General features: G+C 72.0%; 12 protein-coding genes. 7 read left to right on the top strand and 5 right to left on the bottom strand.

Annotated features, from left to right (window positions below; all coding sequences use genetic code 11):
• Positions 1–46: 46 nt before the first annotated feature.
• The 6 genes from BMY89_RS21240 (at position 47) to BMY89_RS21215 (ending at position 6110) form a co-directional block, all read left to right on the top strand.
• Positions 47–1231 carry a glycoside hydrolase family 88 protein gene (locus BMY89_RS21240; protein ID WP_092381774.1) on the top strand — a complete coding sequence of 395 codons (1185 nt, stop codon included), beginning with the start codon at positions 47–49 and terminating at the stop codon, positions 1229–1231.
• Positions 1232–1280: 49 nt separating this feature from the next.
• Positions 1281–2105, top strand: coding sequence for a 5-deoxy-glucuronate isomerase (gene iolB, locus BMY89_RS21235; RefSeq protein ID WP_092381773.1), 825 nt, complete (start codon positions 1281–1283; stop codon positions 2103–2105).
• 2 nt (positions 2106–2107) lie between these two features.
• Positions 2108–2872 carry a 2-dehydro-3-deoxy-D-gluconate 5-dehydrogenase KduD gene (gene kduD, locus BMY89_RS21230; RefSeq protein ID WP_198414082.1) on the top strand — a complete coding sequence of 255 codons (765 nt, stop codon included), beginning with the start codon at positions 2108–2110 and terminating at the stop codon, positions 2870–2872.
• 159 nt (positions 2873–3031) lie between these two features.
• Positions 3032–4129: a substrate-binding domain-containing protein gene (locus tag BMY89_RS21225; protein WP_092381772.1), complete on the top strand. Its 1098-nt coding sequence runs from the start codon at positions 3032–3034 to the stop codon at positions 4127–4129.
• Between the two features lie 298 nt (positions 4130–4427).
• Positions 4428–5816, top strand: a complete 1389-nt coding sequence (locus tag BMY89_RS21220) for an RICIN domain-containing protein (RefSeq protein WP_092381771.1) — start codon at positions 4428–4430, stop codon at positions 5814–5816.
• A 66-nt stretch (positions 5817–5882) separates the two neighbouring features.
• On the top strand, positions 5883–6110 hold the full coding sequence (locus BMY89_RS21215) for a hypothetical protein (RefSeq protein ID WP_092381770.1): 228 nt from the start codon (positions 5883–5885) through the stop codon (positions 6108–6110).
• Positions 6111–6244: 134 nt separating this feature from the next.
• Here BMY89_RS21215 and BMY89_RS21210 read toward each other — a convergent pair whose 3' ends face one another.
• The 5 genes from BMY89_RS21210 to BMY89_RS21190 all read right to left on the bottom strand — a co-directional run bounded on the left by BMY89_RS21210 (position 6245) and on the right by BMY89_RS21190 (position 16114).
• The gene (locus BMY89_RS21210; protein ID WP_092381769.1) at positions 6245–9004 is read right to left on the bottom strand and encodes an FtsX-like permease family protein; all 2760 of its coding nucleotides are present in this window, start codon (positions 9002–9004) and stop codon (positions 6245–6247) included.
• Complete coding sequence (locus BMY89_RS21205) at positions 9001–12171, bottom strand: FtsX-like permease family protein (RefSeq protein WP_092381768.1); 3171 nt, start codon at positions 12169–12171, stop codon at positions 9001–9003. The genes BMY89_RS21210 and BMY89_RS21205 overlap by 4 nt, the downstream gene beginning before the upstream one ends.
• Positions 12172–12178: 7 nt before the next feature.
• Positions 12179–12901 carry an ABC transporter ATP-binding protein gene (locus BMY89_RS21200; protein ID WP_092381767.1) on the bottom strand — a complete coding sequence of 241 codons (723 nt, stop codon included), beginning with the start codon at positions 12899–12901 and terminating at the stop codon, positions 12179–12181.
• A complete protein-coding gene (locus BMY89_RS21195; RefSeq protein WP_092381766.1) occupies positions 12898–13827 on the bottom strand; it encodes an ABC transporter ATP-binding protein in 930 nt (309 codons plus the stop codon). Before BMY89_RS21195 ends, BMY89_RS21200 begins: the two co-directional genes overlap by 4 nt.
• Positions 13828–14077: 250 nt before the next feature.
• Positions 14078–16114 carry an ATP-binding protein gene (locus BMY89_RS21190; protein WP_092381765.1) on the bottom strand — a complete coding sequence of 679 codons (2037 nt, stop codon included), beginning with the start codon at positions 16112–16114 and terminating at the stop codon, positions 14078–14080.
• Positions 16115–16276: 162 nt separating this feature from the next.
• Between BMY89_RS21190 and BMY89_RS21185 the strand changes: the two genes are divergently transcribed.
• A complete protein-coding gene (locus tag BMY89_RS21185; protein WP_139217985.1) occupies positions 16277–18082 on the top strand; it encodes a right-handed parallel beta-helix repeat-containing protein in 1806 nt (601 codons plus the stop codon).
• Positions 18083–18250: the final 168 nt, after the last annotated feature.

Here is an 18250-nt window from a genome sequence, read left to right as displayed (position 1 = left end):
GGGCCGCTGGTGATCCGCCCACAGACACGAGGGAGAACGAACCTTCATGACGGCTATCAGTGCCCGTCCCAGTCCTGACGCCGACACGATTCCAGCCGCCGTGTCCGCCGCGTTGCGCACCCTGGATGCGAACCTCGACACCTTCGGCGACCGGTATCCGGCGGACACCACCGTCGGCAACCGCTACCCGCTGCGGGCACCGGCCGGCGGGCAGCCGGTGGGCGGCAACGTGGGTTGGACCACGAGCTTCTGGCCCGGAATGTTGTGGCTGGCGCACGACCTGACCGGAGAGGAGCGCTACCGCAGTGCCGGTGTGTCGCATGTGGACAGCTTCGTGGCCCGGGTGGCGAACCGGATCGACCTGGACACCCATGATCTGGGATTCCTCTACACCCTCGCCTGCGTCATTCCGGCGCGGCGCGTCGGTGACGCATCGGCCAGGCGCGCCGCCCTCGCGGCCGCCGATCACCTGATGACCCGCGTCCTGGAACCGGCCGGAATCATCCAGGCCTGGGGTGACCTGCGGGACCCCCGTCAACGTGGTCGCACCATCATCGACAGCCTGATGAACACGCCGCTGCTGTACTGGGCGAGTCACACCACCGGCGACGAACGCTACGCGGCCGCCGCCGGCCGGCACTGCCGCCAACTACGCCAACACATCCTGCGCCCGGACGGCACGACCTTCCATACCTTCTACTGGGATCCGGGCAACGGAGCGCCGGTGCGCGGAGAGACCGAACAGGGCCAGGCCGACGACTCCTGCTGGGCACGCGGGCAGGCCTGGGCCATCTACGGTTTCAGCCTCAACCACCGCCATACCGGTGACCCGTCGCTGCTCGTGGCCGCGCAGACCTGCGCCGACTACTTCCTGGCCCGACTACCCGCCGACCAGGTGCCGTACTGGGACCTGGAGTTCACCGACGGCAGCGGCCAGGAACGCGACAGTTCGGCGGCGGCCATCGCCGTCTGCGGCCTGATCGAGTTGGCGGACAACCTCACGGACACCGTGCGCGCCGACAGCTACCGCGAGGCCGCCGACCGGATCCTCCGCTCGCTCGCCGAGCACTACGCCGCCAGCCGGCACCCGACCTCGAACGCGCTGATCCTGCACGGTGTCTACGACAAGCCGAAAGGCATTGGCGTCGACGAGGGCAACCTGTGGGGCGACTACTTCTACCTCGAAGCCCTCGTTCGTGCGAGCGACCCGGGCTGGACCAGCCCCTGGTAGCCGCCGCCGGCATCCGCTGCCAGAACCCACTTCGACAGAAAGGCTCCTCATGGACTACCGCTACCACTGCTACCTCCCGGCCGAGGGTGGCCGCAACAAGCTGCCCTTCAACCCGTGCCGTCTGCTGGACTTCACGCTGCTGAGGCTGGCGGCGGGCGAGACCTGGACCGGTGAGTCCGGTGATCGGGAGATCCTCGCGGTGGTGCTCGGCGGCACGGCCAGCTTCACCGTCGCCGGACACCACTTCGCGCAGGTCGGCGAGCGTGCGGACGTGTTCTCCGGAAAGCCCCACTCCGTCTTCGTTCCCGCCGGCGCCGACGTCGTCATCGTGGCGGACAGCGCGGTGGAGATCGCGCTCCCGAGCGCGCCGAGCGACCTCGCCGTCGACCCGTACGTCATCGAACCGGCCCGGGTCGCCAGTGGCCGCTGGGGTGCGGCCAACTTCGGCCGGACCTATCACCAGATCCTCACCGAGGTCGCGCAGCCGGACCTGCCGGCCGGCCGGCTTATCGTGGGTGAGACCTACACGCCCTCCGGTAACTGGAGCACCTATCCGCCGCACCGGCACAAGGTCGACGACCTGCCGTCGGAGGCCGCCCACGAGGAGATGTACTACTTCCGGGTCAACCCGTCCGACGGGTTCGGCATCTGCCGGATGTACACCGACGAGGGGTACGAGGAGAACTTCACCGTCCGCGACCACGGCATGCACATGATGCCGGAGGGCTATCACACGGTGGTGAGCGCACCCGGTTACATCACCTACTACCTGTGGTTCCTCGCCGGCACCCAACGCACGCAGGGTGCCCGGGAGGACACCGACCTCGCGTGGGTCGGCGCTACCGTGCCCACGCTGCGCAGTGTGGGCCTGTAGCCGTGATCCTCGACAGATTCCGGCTCGACGGACGGGTCGCCCTGGTCACCGGCGGCAACCGCGGCATCGGCCGGGCGCTCGCGATCGCCCTGGCCCAGGCCGGTGCCGACATCGCCCTGCTGGACCGCACCCACCCCACCCGGACGGTCGCCGACATCGAAGCGACGGGCCGGCGGGCCCTGGTGGTACCCGGCGACCTGGCCACCGCCGGTCCGGACGAACTCGCCGACGCCGTGCACGCGGTGGTCACCGGACTTGGCGGCCTGCACATCCTGGTGAACAACGCGGGGATCATCCGTCGCGCGGTCGCCGTCGCGCACCCGGCCGAGGACTGGGACGCCGTGCTGCGGGTCAACCTCAACGCGGTGTTCCACCTCAGTCAGGCGGCCGGGCGGATCATGCTGGACCAGGGCCACGGCAAGATCGTCAACATCGCGTCGATGCTGTCCTACCAGGGCGGCATCCGGGTCCCGTCATACACCGCCGCCAAACATGCCGTGGTGGGTCTGACCAGGGCGCTGGCCAACGAGTGGGCCGCCGCCGGGGTCAATGTCAACGCGATCGCGCCGGGCTACGTCGCCACCGACAACACGGCGCCACTACGCGAGGATCCCGACCGGGAGCGCGCCATCCGGGAACGGATTCCCGCCGGCCGCTGGGGCGCACCGGACGACCTGACGGGCGCCATCGTCTTCCTCGCCTCCGACGCCGCCCATTATGTGCACGGCGTCGTCGTACCGGTGGACGGCGGCTGGCTCGCCCGTTAGGAGCACCGTAGCGGCCCTCGGGCGGACGGCGTAGCCGCCGGAGACGTGCACGGACACGGGACGTGACATCAGCGAGACCCGCTTTCGCGGGTCCGCGACAGGCGTCGAGGCCGCCGGACCGCTGCCGGCGATCACCTGGCGGCCTCAGGGTAGGCGGGCATGATGGAAGGGCAACTGTTCGGTACGCAGCGGCAGGAGCGACTGCTCGCCGCACTTCGCGGGAACGGAGCCGTGCGGGTTCGCGATCTGGCCCGCGAGTTCGGCGTGAGCGAACTGACGATTCGCCGCGACATCGCCGCGCTGGCCCAACGCGGCCTGGTGTCCAAGGTGCACGGTGGTGCCACCCTGCCCGTGCGTGGCGGCACGGACAAGCAGCCGCGACGCGCCCCGATGCGGTTCACCGTCGGCATGGTCGTACCGTCGCTGGACTTCTACTGGCCGTCGATCGTGGGCGGGGCGCGAGCCGCCGCGGCCGCCCTCGGCGTCAACATCCAGCTGCGCGGCTCCAGCTACGACCCCGACGAGGACCGGCGCCAGATCAGCCTGCTGATCGCCGGACAACAGGTCCAGGGTCTGCTCCTCGCCCCCAGTCTCGAGGACGACCGCGCGGAGGGCATGCTCGACTGGATCGGGCACCTGCAGATGCCCACCATCCTCGTCGAGCGCCAGCCGCAGCGGTGGACGCCCGCCACCCGACAGATCGAATGGGTGCGCAGCGACCACGCACTCGGCCTGGAGATCGCCATCCACCACCTTCGGCAACAGGGGCACCGTCGGGTGGGTCTGGTCGTGTCTCGCGGCAGCCCGACCTCCGCCCATCTGCTACGTGCCTGGCAGGCGGCGACCGCCGATCCGGCCGTGTCCGACGTCCTCGTGTTGCGGGAGTGGGTGACGCTCGGCACGACCGGAGACCGGGACGTCATCGGCCGCCTCGTCCGGCGGTGCCGGCAAGCCGAGGTCACCGCCCTGATCATTCACAGCGATTCGCACGCGATAGCGATCGCGCAGGTCTGCGACGAACATGGCCTCAAGATCCCCGACGAACTGGCAATCGTCTCCTACGACGACGAGGTCGCCCATCTTGCCGATCCGGCGCTCACGGCGATCCGGCCACCGAAGAGCCACGTCGGCCGGCTCGCGGTGGAGCTGATGGTCTCGCGCCTGCTGGACGGTGAACGCCGCCCGGCGTACCGGGTGCTTCTCGCCCCCGAGCTTGTCGTACGCGATTCGTCGCGGCCGTGGTCGTCGATGCGCTAGCGGCCACCGTGATCGCTGGTGGCGTTCTTTTATGTACGTTCGTGAATAAGTTGGTGCGACCTGTGGCGTACTCGGTCCGCGTCGATTACCAAGAAGTTACCCAAGTGTGAACCGTCGCTGGACCGGACGTTGCCGCACCGGCGGCGAGGGCATCGTCGCAGGGCGGACAACGATGTTCACCAGACGCCTGGTACCCGCGTCCCTGTGACGGTCACTCCGGCCCGCAGAAGGGGATAACACAGTGAGATCGAGCAGACGGCTCCTGTCGCTCGCGACGGCGCTCGCCGTGACAACCGGAATGGTCGTTGCGGCGGTCGTCAGCGACGGCCTACCCGCCCAGGCGGCACCGGTCACCATCACCAACGGCACCCAGTTCACCGACACCAGCGGCAACGCCCTGCACGCGCACGGCGGCGGCGTACTCAAGGTCGGCTCCTACTACTACTGGTTCGGCGAGAACCGCAACCCGAACAACACGTTCCGGGCGGTGTCGGTCTACCGCTCCACCGACCTGCGTAACTGGGAGTTCCGCAACAACGTCCTCACCCAGTCCTCGGCCGCCGAGTTGCAGTCCGCCAACATCGAGCGGCCAAAGGTCATCTACAACGCCAGCACCGGGCGCTACGTCATGTGGATGCACAAGGAGAACGGCACGAACTACAGCGAGGCGCGCGCCGCCGTGGCCTCCTCGGCCACGGTCGACGGCGACTACACCTACCACGGCAGCTTCCGCCCGCTCGGGCACATGTCGCGGGACATCACGCTCTACAACGACGGCGGTACCGCCTACATGATCTCGGCCGCCGACGAGAACTACGACCTGCACATCTACCGGCTCACCTCGGACTACCTCAACGTCGCCAGCCTCGTCGGCAACTTCTGGAACGACGCCCACCGCGAGGCCCCCGCCCTGTTCAAGCGGGGCGCCACCTACTTCATGCTGACCTCGGGTGCGACCGGCTGGAGCCCGAACCAGGCCAGGTACGCGACCGCGTCGAGCATCTCCGGCCCGTGGACCGGCTGGACCAACGTGGGGGACTCCACCACCTTCCGCTCCCAGCCGACGTTCGTGCTGCCCATCCAGGGCACCAACACGACGAGCTACCTCTACCTGGGCGACCGCTGGGCTGGCGCCTCGGGCGGGCCGGTCAACGACTCGCAGTACGTCTGGCTGCCGATCACTTTCCCGTCCAGCACCAGCATGAGCCTGAACTGGGCTCCGTCGATCACCATCGACACGGTCACCGGCACGATCACCGCCAATGCTCCCACGTACCACCGGGTGACGAACCGAAACAGCGGCCGGGTGATGGACGTGGTGAGCAACTCCACCGCCAACAACGCCGAGGTCAAGCAGTACGGCTGGAACGGTGGTGGGAATCAGCGCTGGGAGTTTCAGGACGCCGGTGGTGGCTACTTCCGCCTCGTCAACCAGAACAGCGGCAAGTGCCTCGACGTCTCCTCCGGCTCCACCGCCGACGGCGCCAACATCATCCAGTACACCTGCGGCACGGGCACCAACCAGCAATGGCAATGGGCGGCGATCGGCAGCTACTACCAACTCCGCGCCCGCCACAGCGGCAAGTGCCTCGACGTCGTCAACGCCGGCACCGGCGACGGCGCCGACATCCAGCAGTACACCTGTGGCAGCGGCACCAACCAGCAATGGTCCCGCACCGCGGCGTGACCCCGGTGACCAACACTCGGAAGACAATCCTGGTATCGGTGGCGGTCACGATCGCTGGGCCAGCGGGTGGCCTGGCCACCATTCGCCGGTACCGGCCTCGGCGTTCTGCTCCTGCTGGCCGACCGGGTGACGATCTCGAACACCGGGAACAACTCGATCCTCGTGGAGAACTGCTACAACGTCACCATCGCCGGAGTGTCCGGCACGGTGACGGGCGGCGGCGCGGAGCGGATTTCGTCGCGGTCGGAGTTTCCGGACTCCTCGGGCATCCGGACCGCGCTGTCGGCCGGGTAGTGGACCGCAGTCGATGTCGCCTACCGGTTCGATCAACGCCCGTGACCGTGACAGTTGCCAGGCCAGGGACGTTTCCGGAGCCTGCTGATCCTCTTTCGAGACTCGACCGGAGACGGCAAACGATGCGCCCCTCGCTACCCGCCGGCGCGGAGTACCTCGCTCAGCCGGTCGCGACGGCGCAGCGCCGACTCGACAGGTACGACCGCGGCGGCCGCCGCCAGCAGAGCCACGCTCACCAGGCCGAACAGCCACCACGGCAGGGCCGCCGCCGGGTCGGTGGCTTGACCGGTGAGCAGCCGTAGCTCGAGCGGGCCGAGCGTCAGGTGTGCGAGCAGGGCCCCGAACAGCGGGCCGCACACCGCGGCGACCACGACCGGCGGCAGCAGCTCTCCGGCGGCGACCCAGCGGGCGTCGCGTGGCCGTAGGCCGAGGGTCCGCAGCCGGGTCAGGGTCTGCCACCGCTCCGACGCACTCGCGGCGGCGGCGAGCGTGAGGCCGAGCAGCCCCAGCGCCAGCAACACCGCGGCGGCCGTCCACGCCAGCCGTAGTACCCCTGCGGTCAGCGGAGCCACCCGCTGTGCCCGCAGGACGTCCGCGCGCAGCACGACGTCGGCGGCGACGCCGCTGTTCGACACGGCCCGCGCCGCGCCGGGGCCGGTCACCCAGACGGTATTGGGAACGGCGGGCAGTCCTGCGTCGGCGAGGGCCGCGGCGTCCACGATGACGACGTCGCTGGCGCCGCCAAAGGAGGGAGCGGTACCGACCGCGGCGAGACGGATCGCCGGGGCGCCGTCCCGGGGTAGCTGCAGCCGCGTGCCGGTCCGCAGGTCGCCGTCGCTCGATCGGACCAGCGCTGGGACGTCCACGGGGCCAGGACCGGGTGCCGTGATCTGGGCCAGCGCCGGCGCGTCGGGCAGCGGGGTGGTGGCCAGCAGGCGCTGGAACGCGGCGGTGTCCACGACGACCAGGCGTGGGGTGAGCAGCGTCGATTCGGTGAAGATGCGCGCCGAGTCGGTCACCTGCGCGACGACGACCTGCTCTACCCCGGGTGCGGCAGCGATGCGCTCGGCGAGTGCGGGCGTCGCGGCCTCGGCGTCGACACTGACGTCGAGGCGGGCATCGGCGCCGACGGTGTTCCAGGCGCCGTCGACCAGACCCCGGGCGACGGTGGTGCCGACGACAAGCGCGAACGACGCGAGCGCCGTGGCGCTGACCAGCGCCAGCAGCGGCAGCGCGCGTCCGGCCGTGGTGGCTGCCCGGGCGGCGCCGAACACGGCCAGCGGGCGGCGCGAGCGCAGGGACTGTCGGAGCGCGAAGCGCACTCCGGCGGGCAACAGCCGCAGCACGACGAGCGCACCGGCGAGCACGCCCAGAGCGACGGCGCTGATCGGTAGGACCAGGTCGCCGGTCAGCTCACCGGTGTCGCCGGCGGAGGCGACAGGCAGGAGCCCGCGCCGGTGCAGTGTGACGAAGGCGGCGACCGCGGCGATCAGAACAGCGGCCTCCACGGCGGCGCGGCGCAGCTGACCGGTGGCCAGGATCCAGCGCCGAGCGGCCGGGTTGGCGGGTTGGCGCCGGTCGCGGCTGGCGCGGGCAGCGACGAGGGTGCCGAACGCTGGCCCGGCGACGGCACCGGCCAGGACCACAGGAACGGTCCAGGTCCAGGAGACGCCCGGAACGGCCGCGCGGGCGAGCGCGAGCCCGACGGCGGCGGCCGACAGGGACAGCACGGTGGACTCGATGATCAGTTCCGCACCGAGGTCGGGTAGCGCCGCACCACGCTGCCGTGCGGCGCTCAGCGCCGGGGTACGGCGTCGGACCAGCAGGTCGGCGGCGAGCAGCAGGACCAGTACCGTGGTGGTCAGGACTCCGGCGAGCAGGACGGCGGCCTGTGCGGAAGCGGCGCTGATCTGGGTACGGGCGTCGCGCAGGACGGTGTCGAGCTGCGATTCCCACTTCAGGGACTGGTCGCGGACGCCTGATGAGCCGGAGGCTGCCTTGAGCTTGACCACTTGGCCGGCGAGGGTCGCGGTGGCGTCCCAGGTGAGCACGTCGGGTTCGGGGGCGAAGTGGACGGTGCGCCGGAGTTGGTCCTCGTCGAAGGCGAGCCGGGCGTCCGGCAGCGACTCGCGCGACAGCAGGCCGGCGAACCGGGTGGTGCCCACGCCGTCGGCGCCGGGTACGGGGCGCAGTAGCGCCGGAGCGAGTCGCCAGGCGGGGTCGGCGCTGTCCGCGGGTCGGTAGATCCCGCTGATCCGGACGTCTTTGTCGCGACCCTGGCCGTCCTGGACCGGGATTCGATCGCCGGGGCCGAGGTTGAGTGCGGCGGCGTCCGCCTCGGAGAGGCCGACCTGCACCGGCCAGGGCGGTCCGTCGTAGGGGATCTCGATGGACTGTTCGGGGACGGCGGGGCCGGGTGCGCTGCCGGCGATCCAGGTCACGGCCGGGCCCTCAAGGTCACCGGCCAGGTAGGTGAGCTGGAAGGTACGCGGCAGGTTGCCGTCGGTGACATTGAGAATCGGGCCGTGGACAACGGCGATGGGCGGGAGCAGCGCGGCGTCCAGGTCGGGCCCGAGCGTGTACGTCGCCCGGGCGCGGAAGTCGTCGACGTCCTCGGCGAGGCGGGATATCCGGAACCGCCCGCCGGTCGGGCCGTCGTCGCGTTCCCAGTTGGCGTGTACGAGGACGTTCGAGTCGTGGCCGGCGCGGCGGACCGTGTCCTGGACGGCGTTGTCGGCGGCGGCACGTAGCAGCGCCGGCACGGCCCCGGCGAGCAGCGCGACGGCCGCGATGACGGCGGCGGTGAGCAGCAGCGCTCCGGCATCGGTACGGCCACGGCCGCGGACGCTGGGCCAGTGCGGTGCCGGCCACCGGCGGGTCAGCCAGCGGTTCACGGCGCGACCCGCAGGTGCGCGGCATCGGCCCGGCGGACCTGGACGATGACCACAACGGCGACTGCCAGCAGGCATCCGGCCAGCAGCGCGGCGAGCAGCGCGGCCTCGGCTGGCCACGGCCAGTGTGGCTGGGCGGCCGGGACAGGCGCGGCACCGGTGTCGGAGCGTACGAGCAGGGGAGCGACGATGCGGGTGGCGAGCGCGCCGACGGCCGCGCCCGCCGCGAGCAGGGGCAGCAGAACGCCGGCGTGCTGGCCGAGCAGCACGGCCCGGATGCCGCGCCGGGACATTCCCAGGCCGCGTAGCCGCGCCACCTCGACGGCGCGGACCTGTAGATCGCAGGTGACGTGCAGAACGACGCCGGCGAGCAGCAGCAGGGCCGCGGCCGGGACGATGAGCCGGAGCGCGGCCGGCAGCCCGGCGTGCAGCGGGCCGCCGGTGAGACGGGCGGCCTCCGCCTCGCGGGTCGTGACGGTGCCCAGGTGCAGGGCGGTGGCCCGCTGCGCGGCAGCGGGACCGGCTGGGCGGCCGACCCACCAGGCGTCGACCGGGAACGTCAGGTCGCCGGTGACGGCGCGTGCGCGGGACAGCGTGTCCAGGTCGGCTAGGACGGCGACGGCGCCGGGGGCGGACGGTACGGCCGGCACGACCTCGGTGACGACGATCGGGACGGGCGTGGTGCCGACCGTGACGCTGAGCTGGCTGCCGCTGTCGGCACCGACCTCGCTGGCGAAGCGGGCGGAGACGGCGACGGGCACCGGGCCGGGGTCCGGGAAGGCGGTGGCGACGAGGTTGCGGGCGGCGTCCGGGGCGCCGCCGAGGTCGACGGTCGCCGCCATCCGCAGCGCGGTCCCCGCCGGCGTGGCGGAGAGCACGACGGTCGGGTCGCGCAGCTTGCTGGGGACCGGCGGCGCGGACGTGGCGGTCCAATCCGATCCGTCAGCCGATCCGGCGGGCGGCACGGTGAGGGTGACGGCTATGGCGGTGCGGTCGCCGACCACGGATCCGGCATCCGGGTCGGCCGCGACCGGCAGGGACACCGCGACGAGGCGCAGTCCGTCGGCGGTCGCGCACTCGGGCAGCCGGTGCTCCCGGCCGTCGAGCGGCACGGGCGGACCGGTACAGGGTATGCGCAGGCCGGTGGCGTCCTGCAGCAGCAGCTGGGGCGTCACGGCGAGCGAGGTGTCGCCGGTTGCGGTTCCGCTCAGGACGAGCGGGGCGCCGGCCGGAATGGGGAGGCCGGAGACGCGGGTCGGTGGGGCGAGCATCGCTCCCACGTCCGTCCATGTGCGGTCGCCGTCGAGCCGCCCGCGTAGCAGGGCGTCGGCGCGGGTGGTGTCGACGGCGACCAGGCGCGGCGCATCGCCGGCGGTGCCGAGCCACTGACCGACGGCGGTACCACGGTCGAGGGCTGGACTCACCGACCCCGCGGTGGCCGTGCCGACGGCCGTGCCCTCTGCGGCCACCGGCGTCGTGCTGAGGGTGAGTGCCAGGTCGGTGCCGACGGACAACGCGGCCTGGTCGCGCTGCGACTGGTGCCACGTGGTGTCGAAGGCGACGCCGAAGGTTCCGGCCGCGCAGGCCAGCCCGACGAGCAGCCCGGTGGCGACCGCCTGGGGGCGGCGGGCGGCCTCGGAGACCGCCAGCGGAAGCGCCAGCCCACGGGCGCGGTACGCCAGCCGGTCGGCACCGCGCAGGGCGGGCAGTACCACCCGCAGCGCCAGGGCGGTGCCGGCGGTGAGCAGCAGCGCCGGCGCGAACACCCGGACCGCGTCGGCGCGTGGGCTGGCGGCGGTGGGCTGCGCGTACAGCTGCCACCATGCGGCGGCAGCGAACACCGCGAGCATCAGGTCGGCGCCGGATCGGGCCAGCAGTTCGCGGCGGGTGCGCCGGTCGCCGGCTTCCGGGCCGGGCCGGATCGACAGGACGGTGAGTACGGCGGCGAGTATCAGCGCGCCGCCAGCGACCGCGAGGACCTGGGCGCCGGCGATGGCCGGCCGGACGGTCAGGCCGGCGCCGTCCAGCGGCGGTAGGTGGGTCAGGCCGGCGTGCAGGGCGGACGAGGCCGGTATCGCGAGCGCGGCGGCGACGGCGGCGACGAGCCCGGCATCGAGCGTCGCGGTGGCGGCGAGTTGGCGGCGACTGGTGCCGAGGGCGGACCGCAGGGCGGTCTCGTCGGCGCGTATGCCCGCGGTCAGCCGGCCGGCGAGGACGAGTGCCGTCGCGGCCAGGACACCGCCGAGGACGGCGATGGCGAGCACGACGGCGGCGGTGACGTGCCGTTGGTCGTCGGCGGACCGCAGGGTCAGCGGCAGGTCGGAGGCGACCCGGGCGAGCCGGACGCGGTCGCCGAGGGTGCCGGCCAGCCGGCGGTCGGCACTGCGGACGGCCGCGGCCGCGGTCTCCAGGTCGCGGCGGTTGGCCTGGGACAGGTCCGGATGGGCGGTGACCTCCATCCGGTCGACGGTGGCACCGGTGGTGACCAGGTCGGCGAAGTCGACGAGGAATGGGCCGTAGGCGTTCACCGGCTGCCGGAAGCGGCCGTCCCGGTGGCCGGTGGCGGAGCCTGCCGCGGCCAGCGGGTCGCGGTCCCAGCCGCGCCCCGGCAACGGGCGTACCACACCGACGACGGTCACGTCGATGGCCGCGACGGGCGCGTGGGTCAGCTCGGCGCCGAGGCGCACCCGGCGACCCGGGGTGAGGCCGAGCAGTTGGGCGGTGGACTCCAGCACCACAGCGTCACCACGGTCGTGCGGCCAGCGCCCGGTCACCAGTTCGGCCCGGGTCGGCAGATCGTCCAGCCCCGACAGGTACGCCTGGGCCCCGACGGTGGTGCCCGGGGCGAGCGCGGGCGGCAGCGCCCGCAGCGCTGTCGACGCCCGCGCGGTCGTGGTCACCGGGAACGGTGCGAGCGCGGAGGTCACCACGGTGCGGGTGTCGGCGGCGACGGACAGCACGTCCCGGCCCTCGACGGTGCCGGTGTAGACGGTTACGTCGACGGCGGCCGGGGCGGCGCGGGCCATGGCGACCTCCAGCGCCCGTTCGGCGGTGCGGGTGCTCAGCAGGGTGCAGGTGCCCAGCAGGGTCGCGCCAACCGTGACGACCCCGATGAGGGCCGCCAGCAACGGCCACTGCGCGCGGGCACGCCGGCTGACCAGCCTCAGCATCGGCGCGTCACCCAGCGTCCGGCACGGACTCGTCCGGTTGCCCGGTTGCCTCTTCGTCGAGGTGCCCGTCGTGGATGCGGATCACCCGGTCGGCCAATGCCATCATCACCGGGTCGTGGGTGGACACGAGTGCGGTGACGCCTTCGGATTCGACCACTCCGCGCAGCAGGGCCATCACCGACAGGCCCGTCTCAGCGTCCAGCTGTCCGGTGGGCTCGTCGGCGATCAGTAGCCGGGGCGAGGCGGCCAGCGCGCGGGCGATCGCCACCCGCTGCTGCTGGCCGCCGGACAGCTCAGCCGGCCGCTGCCGGGCGTGGTCGGCCAGGCCGACCAGCTCCAGCAGCAACTCGACCCGCCGCTCGCGTTCGGCGGGGGTGACGCGGGCCAGCCGCAGCGGGGCGGCGACGTTCTCCGCGGCCGACAACACCGGGATCAACCCGAAGTTCCGGAAGACGTACGACACCTTCTCGCGCCGCAGCCGGGACAGGCCGTCCTCGTCGAGCGAGGTCACGTCGGTGCCGTCGACGTGCACGGTGCCGGCGTCCGGGCGGTCCAGGCCGCCGATGGTGTTGAGCAGGGTGGTCTTGCCCGAGCCGGACCGGCCGACGAGCGCCACCATGGAACCGGCCGCCACGTCGAACGACACGCCGCGCAGGGCGTGTACGACGGTCGGCCCGGTGCGGAAGCGCCGGTGCACGCCGCGCACGCGCAGCAGCGGCTCGCTGCTCATTCGTCGCTTCCCGAGGGGCGGATCGTGATGTGGTCGGGTTCCAAGGCAAGCCGGACCCGTCGGGTCAGCGCCAGCGCCTGGCGGAAGTCGCGGGGCACCTGCACCCGCCCGGCCCGGTCCATCACGGCGTACTCCTCGGCGATCATGTGTGTGTCGCCCACCGCGTCGGTGGTGGTGCGGCGCAGCAGCTCGCTGCTGGTGCGCCCATCCCGGATCGCGACGGTCCGTTCGACCTGGCCGCTGACCTCCGGGTCGTGGGTCACCACGACAACGGTGACGCCGTAGCGCCGGTTGACGTCCCGCAGCACGCCGAAGACCTCCGCGGACGTGGCGGCGTCCAGCTCGCCGGTCGGCTCGTCGGCGAGCAGAACCCGCGGCTGGTTGGCCAGCGCCACCGCGATCGCGACCCGCATCTGCTGCCCTCCGGAGAGTTGCCCGGGGCGCCGATCGGCGCAGTCGGCGACACCGAGGCTGTCCAGCAGCTCGGCCGCGCGCTCCCGGCGCTCGTCCTTCGCGGTACGGGCCGCCGTCATCGGCAGGTCCACCATCTCCCGTGCGGTCAGGTAGGGGATCAGGTTGCTCGCTGTCTGCTGCCGTACGAACCCGACGGTGTGCCGCCGGTAGTCCACCCGGTCCGCGCGGGACATCGCCAGCAGATTCCACCGGTCGACCCGGACCCGCCCGGCGGTGGGGGCGTCGATGCCGGCCAGGATGGAGAGCAGCGTCGACTTGCCCGACCCGGAGGCACCGACGACGGCGACCAGCTCACCGCTCTGCACAGTCAGGTCCAGTCCCTGCAGTGCCTGCACCTCGATCGACCCGCTCTGGTAGATCCGCACCAGGTTTTCGCAGACGATGAGCGCGTCCCGGCCGAACTCGGGCGCCCGCGCGGATGGCTGAGGCAGGGACAGCGGGGTGCTGGACATTCCTTCCTCCGTCCGGGTCGCGCCGATGTCGAGCCTGCCTCGGGTGGCGGTCAGGCCCACCGATCGGGCACGGGGTGTCGCCTGGCCGGCACGCATGGTTGCCTCATGCGTCAAGACCTCGGTTGCTCGTGCTGACGCAGATTGAAGCAGTTTCGCAATCGGTGGCTCCGTTGACCATGCCCCTGGGCGGCTTTCCTGCGTTCCTGGACGAGGGCCGGCTACGCCGTCGCCCGCGATCTGAGCACGCGACTCAGCGTTGGTCGCCAATCTCGATCATCCACAGGAGATCGGTGAGGTGGTCGAGTGCCTTCGCCAGGTGGCGGCGGTAGGTGCTGAAGGGTAGGCCGAGCACCTCGGCGGCGGCTTCCTGGGTGGATGCGGGGCGCAGGTAGGTGCGGTGCAGGACCGCGCGGAGCTGGTCGCCCTTGGGTTCGTTCCCGAGGTCGGCGACGGCGTTCTCGATCGTGGTCCGCAGCTGGGCGGCATCGGGTCCGGCGGCGCTCGCGGCCAGCGCCGAGCCGATGAGCGGGTTGGTGGCGAGTTGGTCGGGCCGGTGCAGGGTTCGTAACGCGGATCGAAGCGCCTCGGCGAAGCGGGTCCGGTCCAGCGGCGGTGGGCGCAGCAGCGCCTCTGGTGGCGGCCCGGTCCCACCCGAGTGCCCGCGCTCGCGCATCAGGCCAAACCAGGCGTCGACCGGTATGCGCCGCCAGTCGATGCCGTAGGCGACGTGCCGCAGACCATCGACGTCGATCTCCGCCACGGGGGCGAAAGCCATGAAGTCGAAGAACGGTGCCCAGTACTCGTCGTCGACGGTGACGCAGAATGACCACGCGAGCGGGTGGCTCAGCCACTCGACGATGCTGGAGACGTTGCCGGCCAGGATCGCGTAGGGGTCCCGCTGGTGCTCCCGAGGTCCGCCGAGAAAGCGGGCGATGCTCACGCGTTCGCCGGGGCGGATGGGTGCCTGCCGCGCGACGTGGTCGAGCACGGCGCGCACGGCGGGATCCCGCTCTTCCAGTGCCGATCCGCTGGGGCAGAGCAGGTGGTACGTGAAGCCGGCGACGCCCTCGCTCGTGCGTACGACGCTGAGGTGGTCGGGCTGCTCGCGGAGCCAGGCACGGGCGAGCGCGGCGCTGGCGGACCCCTCGAACCGTTCGATGGTCGCGCAAACCTGCTTGTGCTCTTCGGTCCGAGCCGGCACGACCGCGGTCGAGCCCTGCGCTCGTAGCGCGGCGATCGCGGTGGCCAGCGGGCTGTTTCGGAGCAGGAAGTGCAGCTGCTGGGCGTGCGGCTGCCGGGCGGGGCCGCCGGCCGCGCGCAGGCCGGCCACCGCGTGGGCGTGAATGAGGCGGTGGTAGGAGCGGTACCGTTCGGGCGCGCGGCGTTCGAACTCGGCGTCGAGCACGTCGCGGGCGAGGTCGTGGGCGAAAAGCCCGTGCGGCGTGGTGGTGACGAACGGCCGCCGGGCCAGCCACTGCCACACCGAGGCGGCGTCGGCGCCGACCAGCCGACGGAGGAGGTCTTCGGTGGTCAGCCAGGCGATGGCGCAGGTGGCCAGGCCGGTCATGTGTGCCTCGCTCGGCGGATCGTGGAGGAACGACTCCAGCAGCGCCGAGATCAGGTCGGGTGCGGCGGCGAGTGTGTCGGGCACCTGGCCGGCGGCCGCGCGGTCGGCGAGCAGCGCCATCGTCAGGGGATGCCCGCGACCGAGTGAGACAAGGTGGGGCCGGATGGACGGGTCGATGCCGGCGTGCGCGAGCAGCTGCCCACTCTCGGACGCGTCGAAGGCGTCGAGATGGTGCACGGCCACCAGCCGCCGCCAGCCGGGGTCGGCACGCCAGGGGGCGCTGGGCGGGTCGCGGCCGGCCAGCACGACGACGTTGTCGGCGCTGAGGCCCGGGACGAACTCGTCGCGCAGCCAGCAGTCGATCGGGGCGAGCTGCTCGTAGCCGTCGATGAGCAGGACGGCGCCGGCCGGCAGCCGCGCGAACGGGCCGTCGCCGGGCGGTGGGTCGAGGGCGGCCCGGATCGCCGTAGCCACCCCTTCCGGGGACGGATCGACGTCGCGGCCGTCGATCTGCACCACCCGACGACCGGCGGTCCGGGCCCGGGCACGCAGCTGCTGCAGCAGCGTGGTCTTGCCGATGCCGCCCTGGCCGTGCACGAACAGCACTCGCCCGGGCGAGCGGGCCTCGACCGCGTCGTCGAAGCTGGCCACCTCGCGGTGCCGCCCGACAAACCGCTCCCACCGCGCGTCGTCCAGCAGGTCGCCGAGGTAGGTGGACACGCCGACACCTCCAGCGATCAGGCAGAACGTGATTTTTGGGCTGGTCTCACTGTCCGCCGCCACGCCCCGATTGAACAGTGAATGACCACCATTTGACCTGGCAGGTGAGCGCCAGGGTGGCTGATCCTTCGGGGCATCGACCACAATCCAGAGGAGAAAGCCGTGAAACGCATGCTCACCGTCGTACTCACCGCGCTGGCCTCGACGCTCGTCGTCTCGGCCGCAGCGGTGCCCGCGTCGGCTCTCGTGTTACCGCCCTTCGTGGTGGTAACCGCCGCCGACGCCGGTGCCGGTTCCCTCCGCGACGCGATCGTCCAGGCGAACGCGAACCCGGGTCCGGACACCATCGAGTTCAACATCCAGGGCGGCGGGGTACAGGTGATCACGCTGGCCAGCAACCTGCCGTCGATCACCGACGCCGTGAAGATCCGGGGGTACACGCAGCCCGGTGCGGCGCAGGCGGGCCCCGGAACGCCGGCCGCGCTCAGGATCGTGCTCAACGCGAGCAACGTCGCCTTCGGCATCGACCTGCGGGCCGACCACAGCCTGATCGCCGGCCTCGTCATCCGCAGCGCGGCCGGTCCCGTCGCGGGCGCCCCCTGCGCCAACGACGGGCTCTGTGTGGCCGGCGCCAACAATGTGATCAGGGGCAACCACATCGGCGTGGGCTACGCCGGGATGAACCCCCTCGGCAACAACGGCGGCGGTATCGAGGTCGAGGGCGACGGGAACACCATCGGCGGGCCCGCCCCCGAGGACCGCAACGTCATCTCCGCCAACCTGGACAACGGCATCGACATCAGCGGCACGGCCAACCTCGTGCAGGGAAACCTGATCGGCACCGACGCGGCCGGCGCCGCCCCGCTCGGCAACGACACAGGCGTGGAGATCACCGGCGACGGCAACACGGTCGTCGCCAACGTCATCTCCGGCAACGTCTTCGACGGCGTGAAGGTGGACAATCTGGCCAGCACCAACGTCATCGAGGGCAACCTGATCGGCACCGACGTCACGGGCCTGGCGCCGATCGGCAACGGCGGCGACGGCGTCAACATCGACAGCGGCGGCGACAACAGGGTGGGCGGCTTCACTACCGGCGCCGGCAACGTCATCTCGGCCAACGGCGGCGACGGCGTCCGGCTGGACAGCAACGGCCACCGCGTCGAAGGCAACCTCATCGGCCTCGGCGTCGACGGCGCCACCCCGCTCGGCAACGCCGGCCACGGCGTCCTGGTGCACGGCGACGCCCACGTGATCGGCGGTCTCACCAAGGAATCCCGCAACGTCATCTCGGCCAACGGCGGTGCCGGTGTGTTTCTGGAGACCAACGCCGACGAGATCCAAGTGCTGGGCAACGCCATCGGCACCGACGCCACGCTGACCGCCAACCGCGGCAACGGGGCCAGCGGCGTGCTCGCCAACGGCAGCGGAAACACCATCGGCTCCACCGTCCCGAACGCGGCGCCGAACGTCATCGCGTACAACAACGGCGACGGCGTCACCGTTCAGGTCCCCCTCGGCTCCTCCTCGAACGCGTTGGCGCGCAACGCCATCTACGCCAACACCGGGCTGGGCATCGACCTGAACCCGAACGGCGTGACGGCGAACGACGCCATGGACGCCGACGCCGGCGCCAACGGCCTGCAGAACTATCCGATCGTCAACTCGGCCACCACGGTCGCCGGCGTCACGACCGTCAACTGGAGGCTCAACAGCCTGGCGTCCAGCCAGTTCCGCGTCGAGTTCTTCGCCAGCGGCGCGTGTGACGGCTCCGGACACGGCGAGGGGCGGATCTTCCTCGGCGAGGCCGTCGTCACCACGACCGCGGCCGGAAACATCAGCGGCAACACCCCGACCGCGGTGCCAGCCGCCGTCGGTCAACTGGTCGTCGCGACCGCCACCCTCCTGACCGGAGCGGCGGCCCTCGACGCGACATCCGAATTCTCCGCCTGCGTGGCCGTGGTATAGCGCCTTGGGTGCCGGGCGGCTTCGGCCGCCCCGGCCCTCGGCGAACATCCACCTCCTGGAGGTAACCGATGCGGATCCTGGTGCCCGGGCAGCGGATCGACGGCCACACCATGTACGCCACGCTTGGCTCCTCGCCGGCCTCAACCACCCGTCGGCGGTGGCGTTCCT

The sequence above is a fragment of the Micromonospora phaseoli genome (assembly GCF_900109115.1).
Taxonomy (GTDB): Bacteria; Actinomycetota; Actinomycetes; order Mycobacteriales; family Micromonosporaceae; genus Micromonospora; species Micromonospora phaseoli.
Note: the sequence above shows the minus strand (reverse complement) of the source record. Positions and strands in the feature narration are given on the sequence as shown.

Coding starts and splice junctions, on each gene's coding strand:
- BMY89_RS21195 (WP_092381766.1), bottom strand. CDS start 13,827: ATGTCCAGCACCCCGCTGTCCCTGCCTCAGCCATCCGCGCGGGCGCCC.
- BMY89_RS21205 (WP_092381768.1), bottom strand. CDS start 12,171: ATGCTGAGGCTGGTCAGCCGGCGTGCCCGCGCGCAGTGGCCGTTGCTG.
- BMY89_RS21220 (WP_092381771.1), top strand. CDS start 4,428: ATGGTCGTTGCGGCGGTCGTCAGCGACGGCCTACCCGCCCAGGCGGCA.
- BMY89_RS21225 (WP_092381772.1), top strand. CDS start 3,032: ATGATGGAAGGGCAACTGTTCGGTACGCAGCGGCAGGAGCGACTGCTC.
- iolB (WP_092381773.1), top strand. CDS start 1,281: ATGGACTACCGCTACCACTGCTACCTCCCGGCCGAGGGTGGCCGCAAC.
- BMY89_RS21200 (WP_092381767.1), bottom strand. CDS start 12,901: ATGAGCAGCGAGCCGCTGCTGCGCGTGCGCGGCGTGCACCGGCGCTTC.
- BMY89_RS21240 (WP_092381774.1), top strand. CDS start 47: ATGACGGCTATCAGTGCCCGTCCCAGTCCTGACGCCGACACGATTCCA.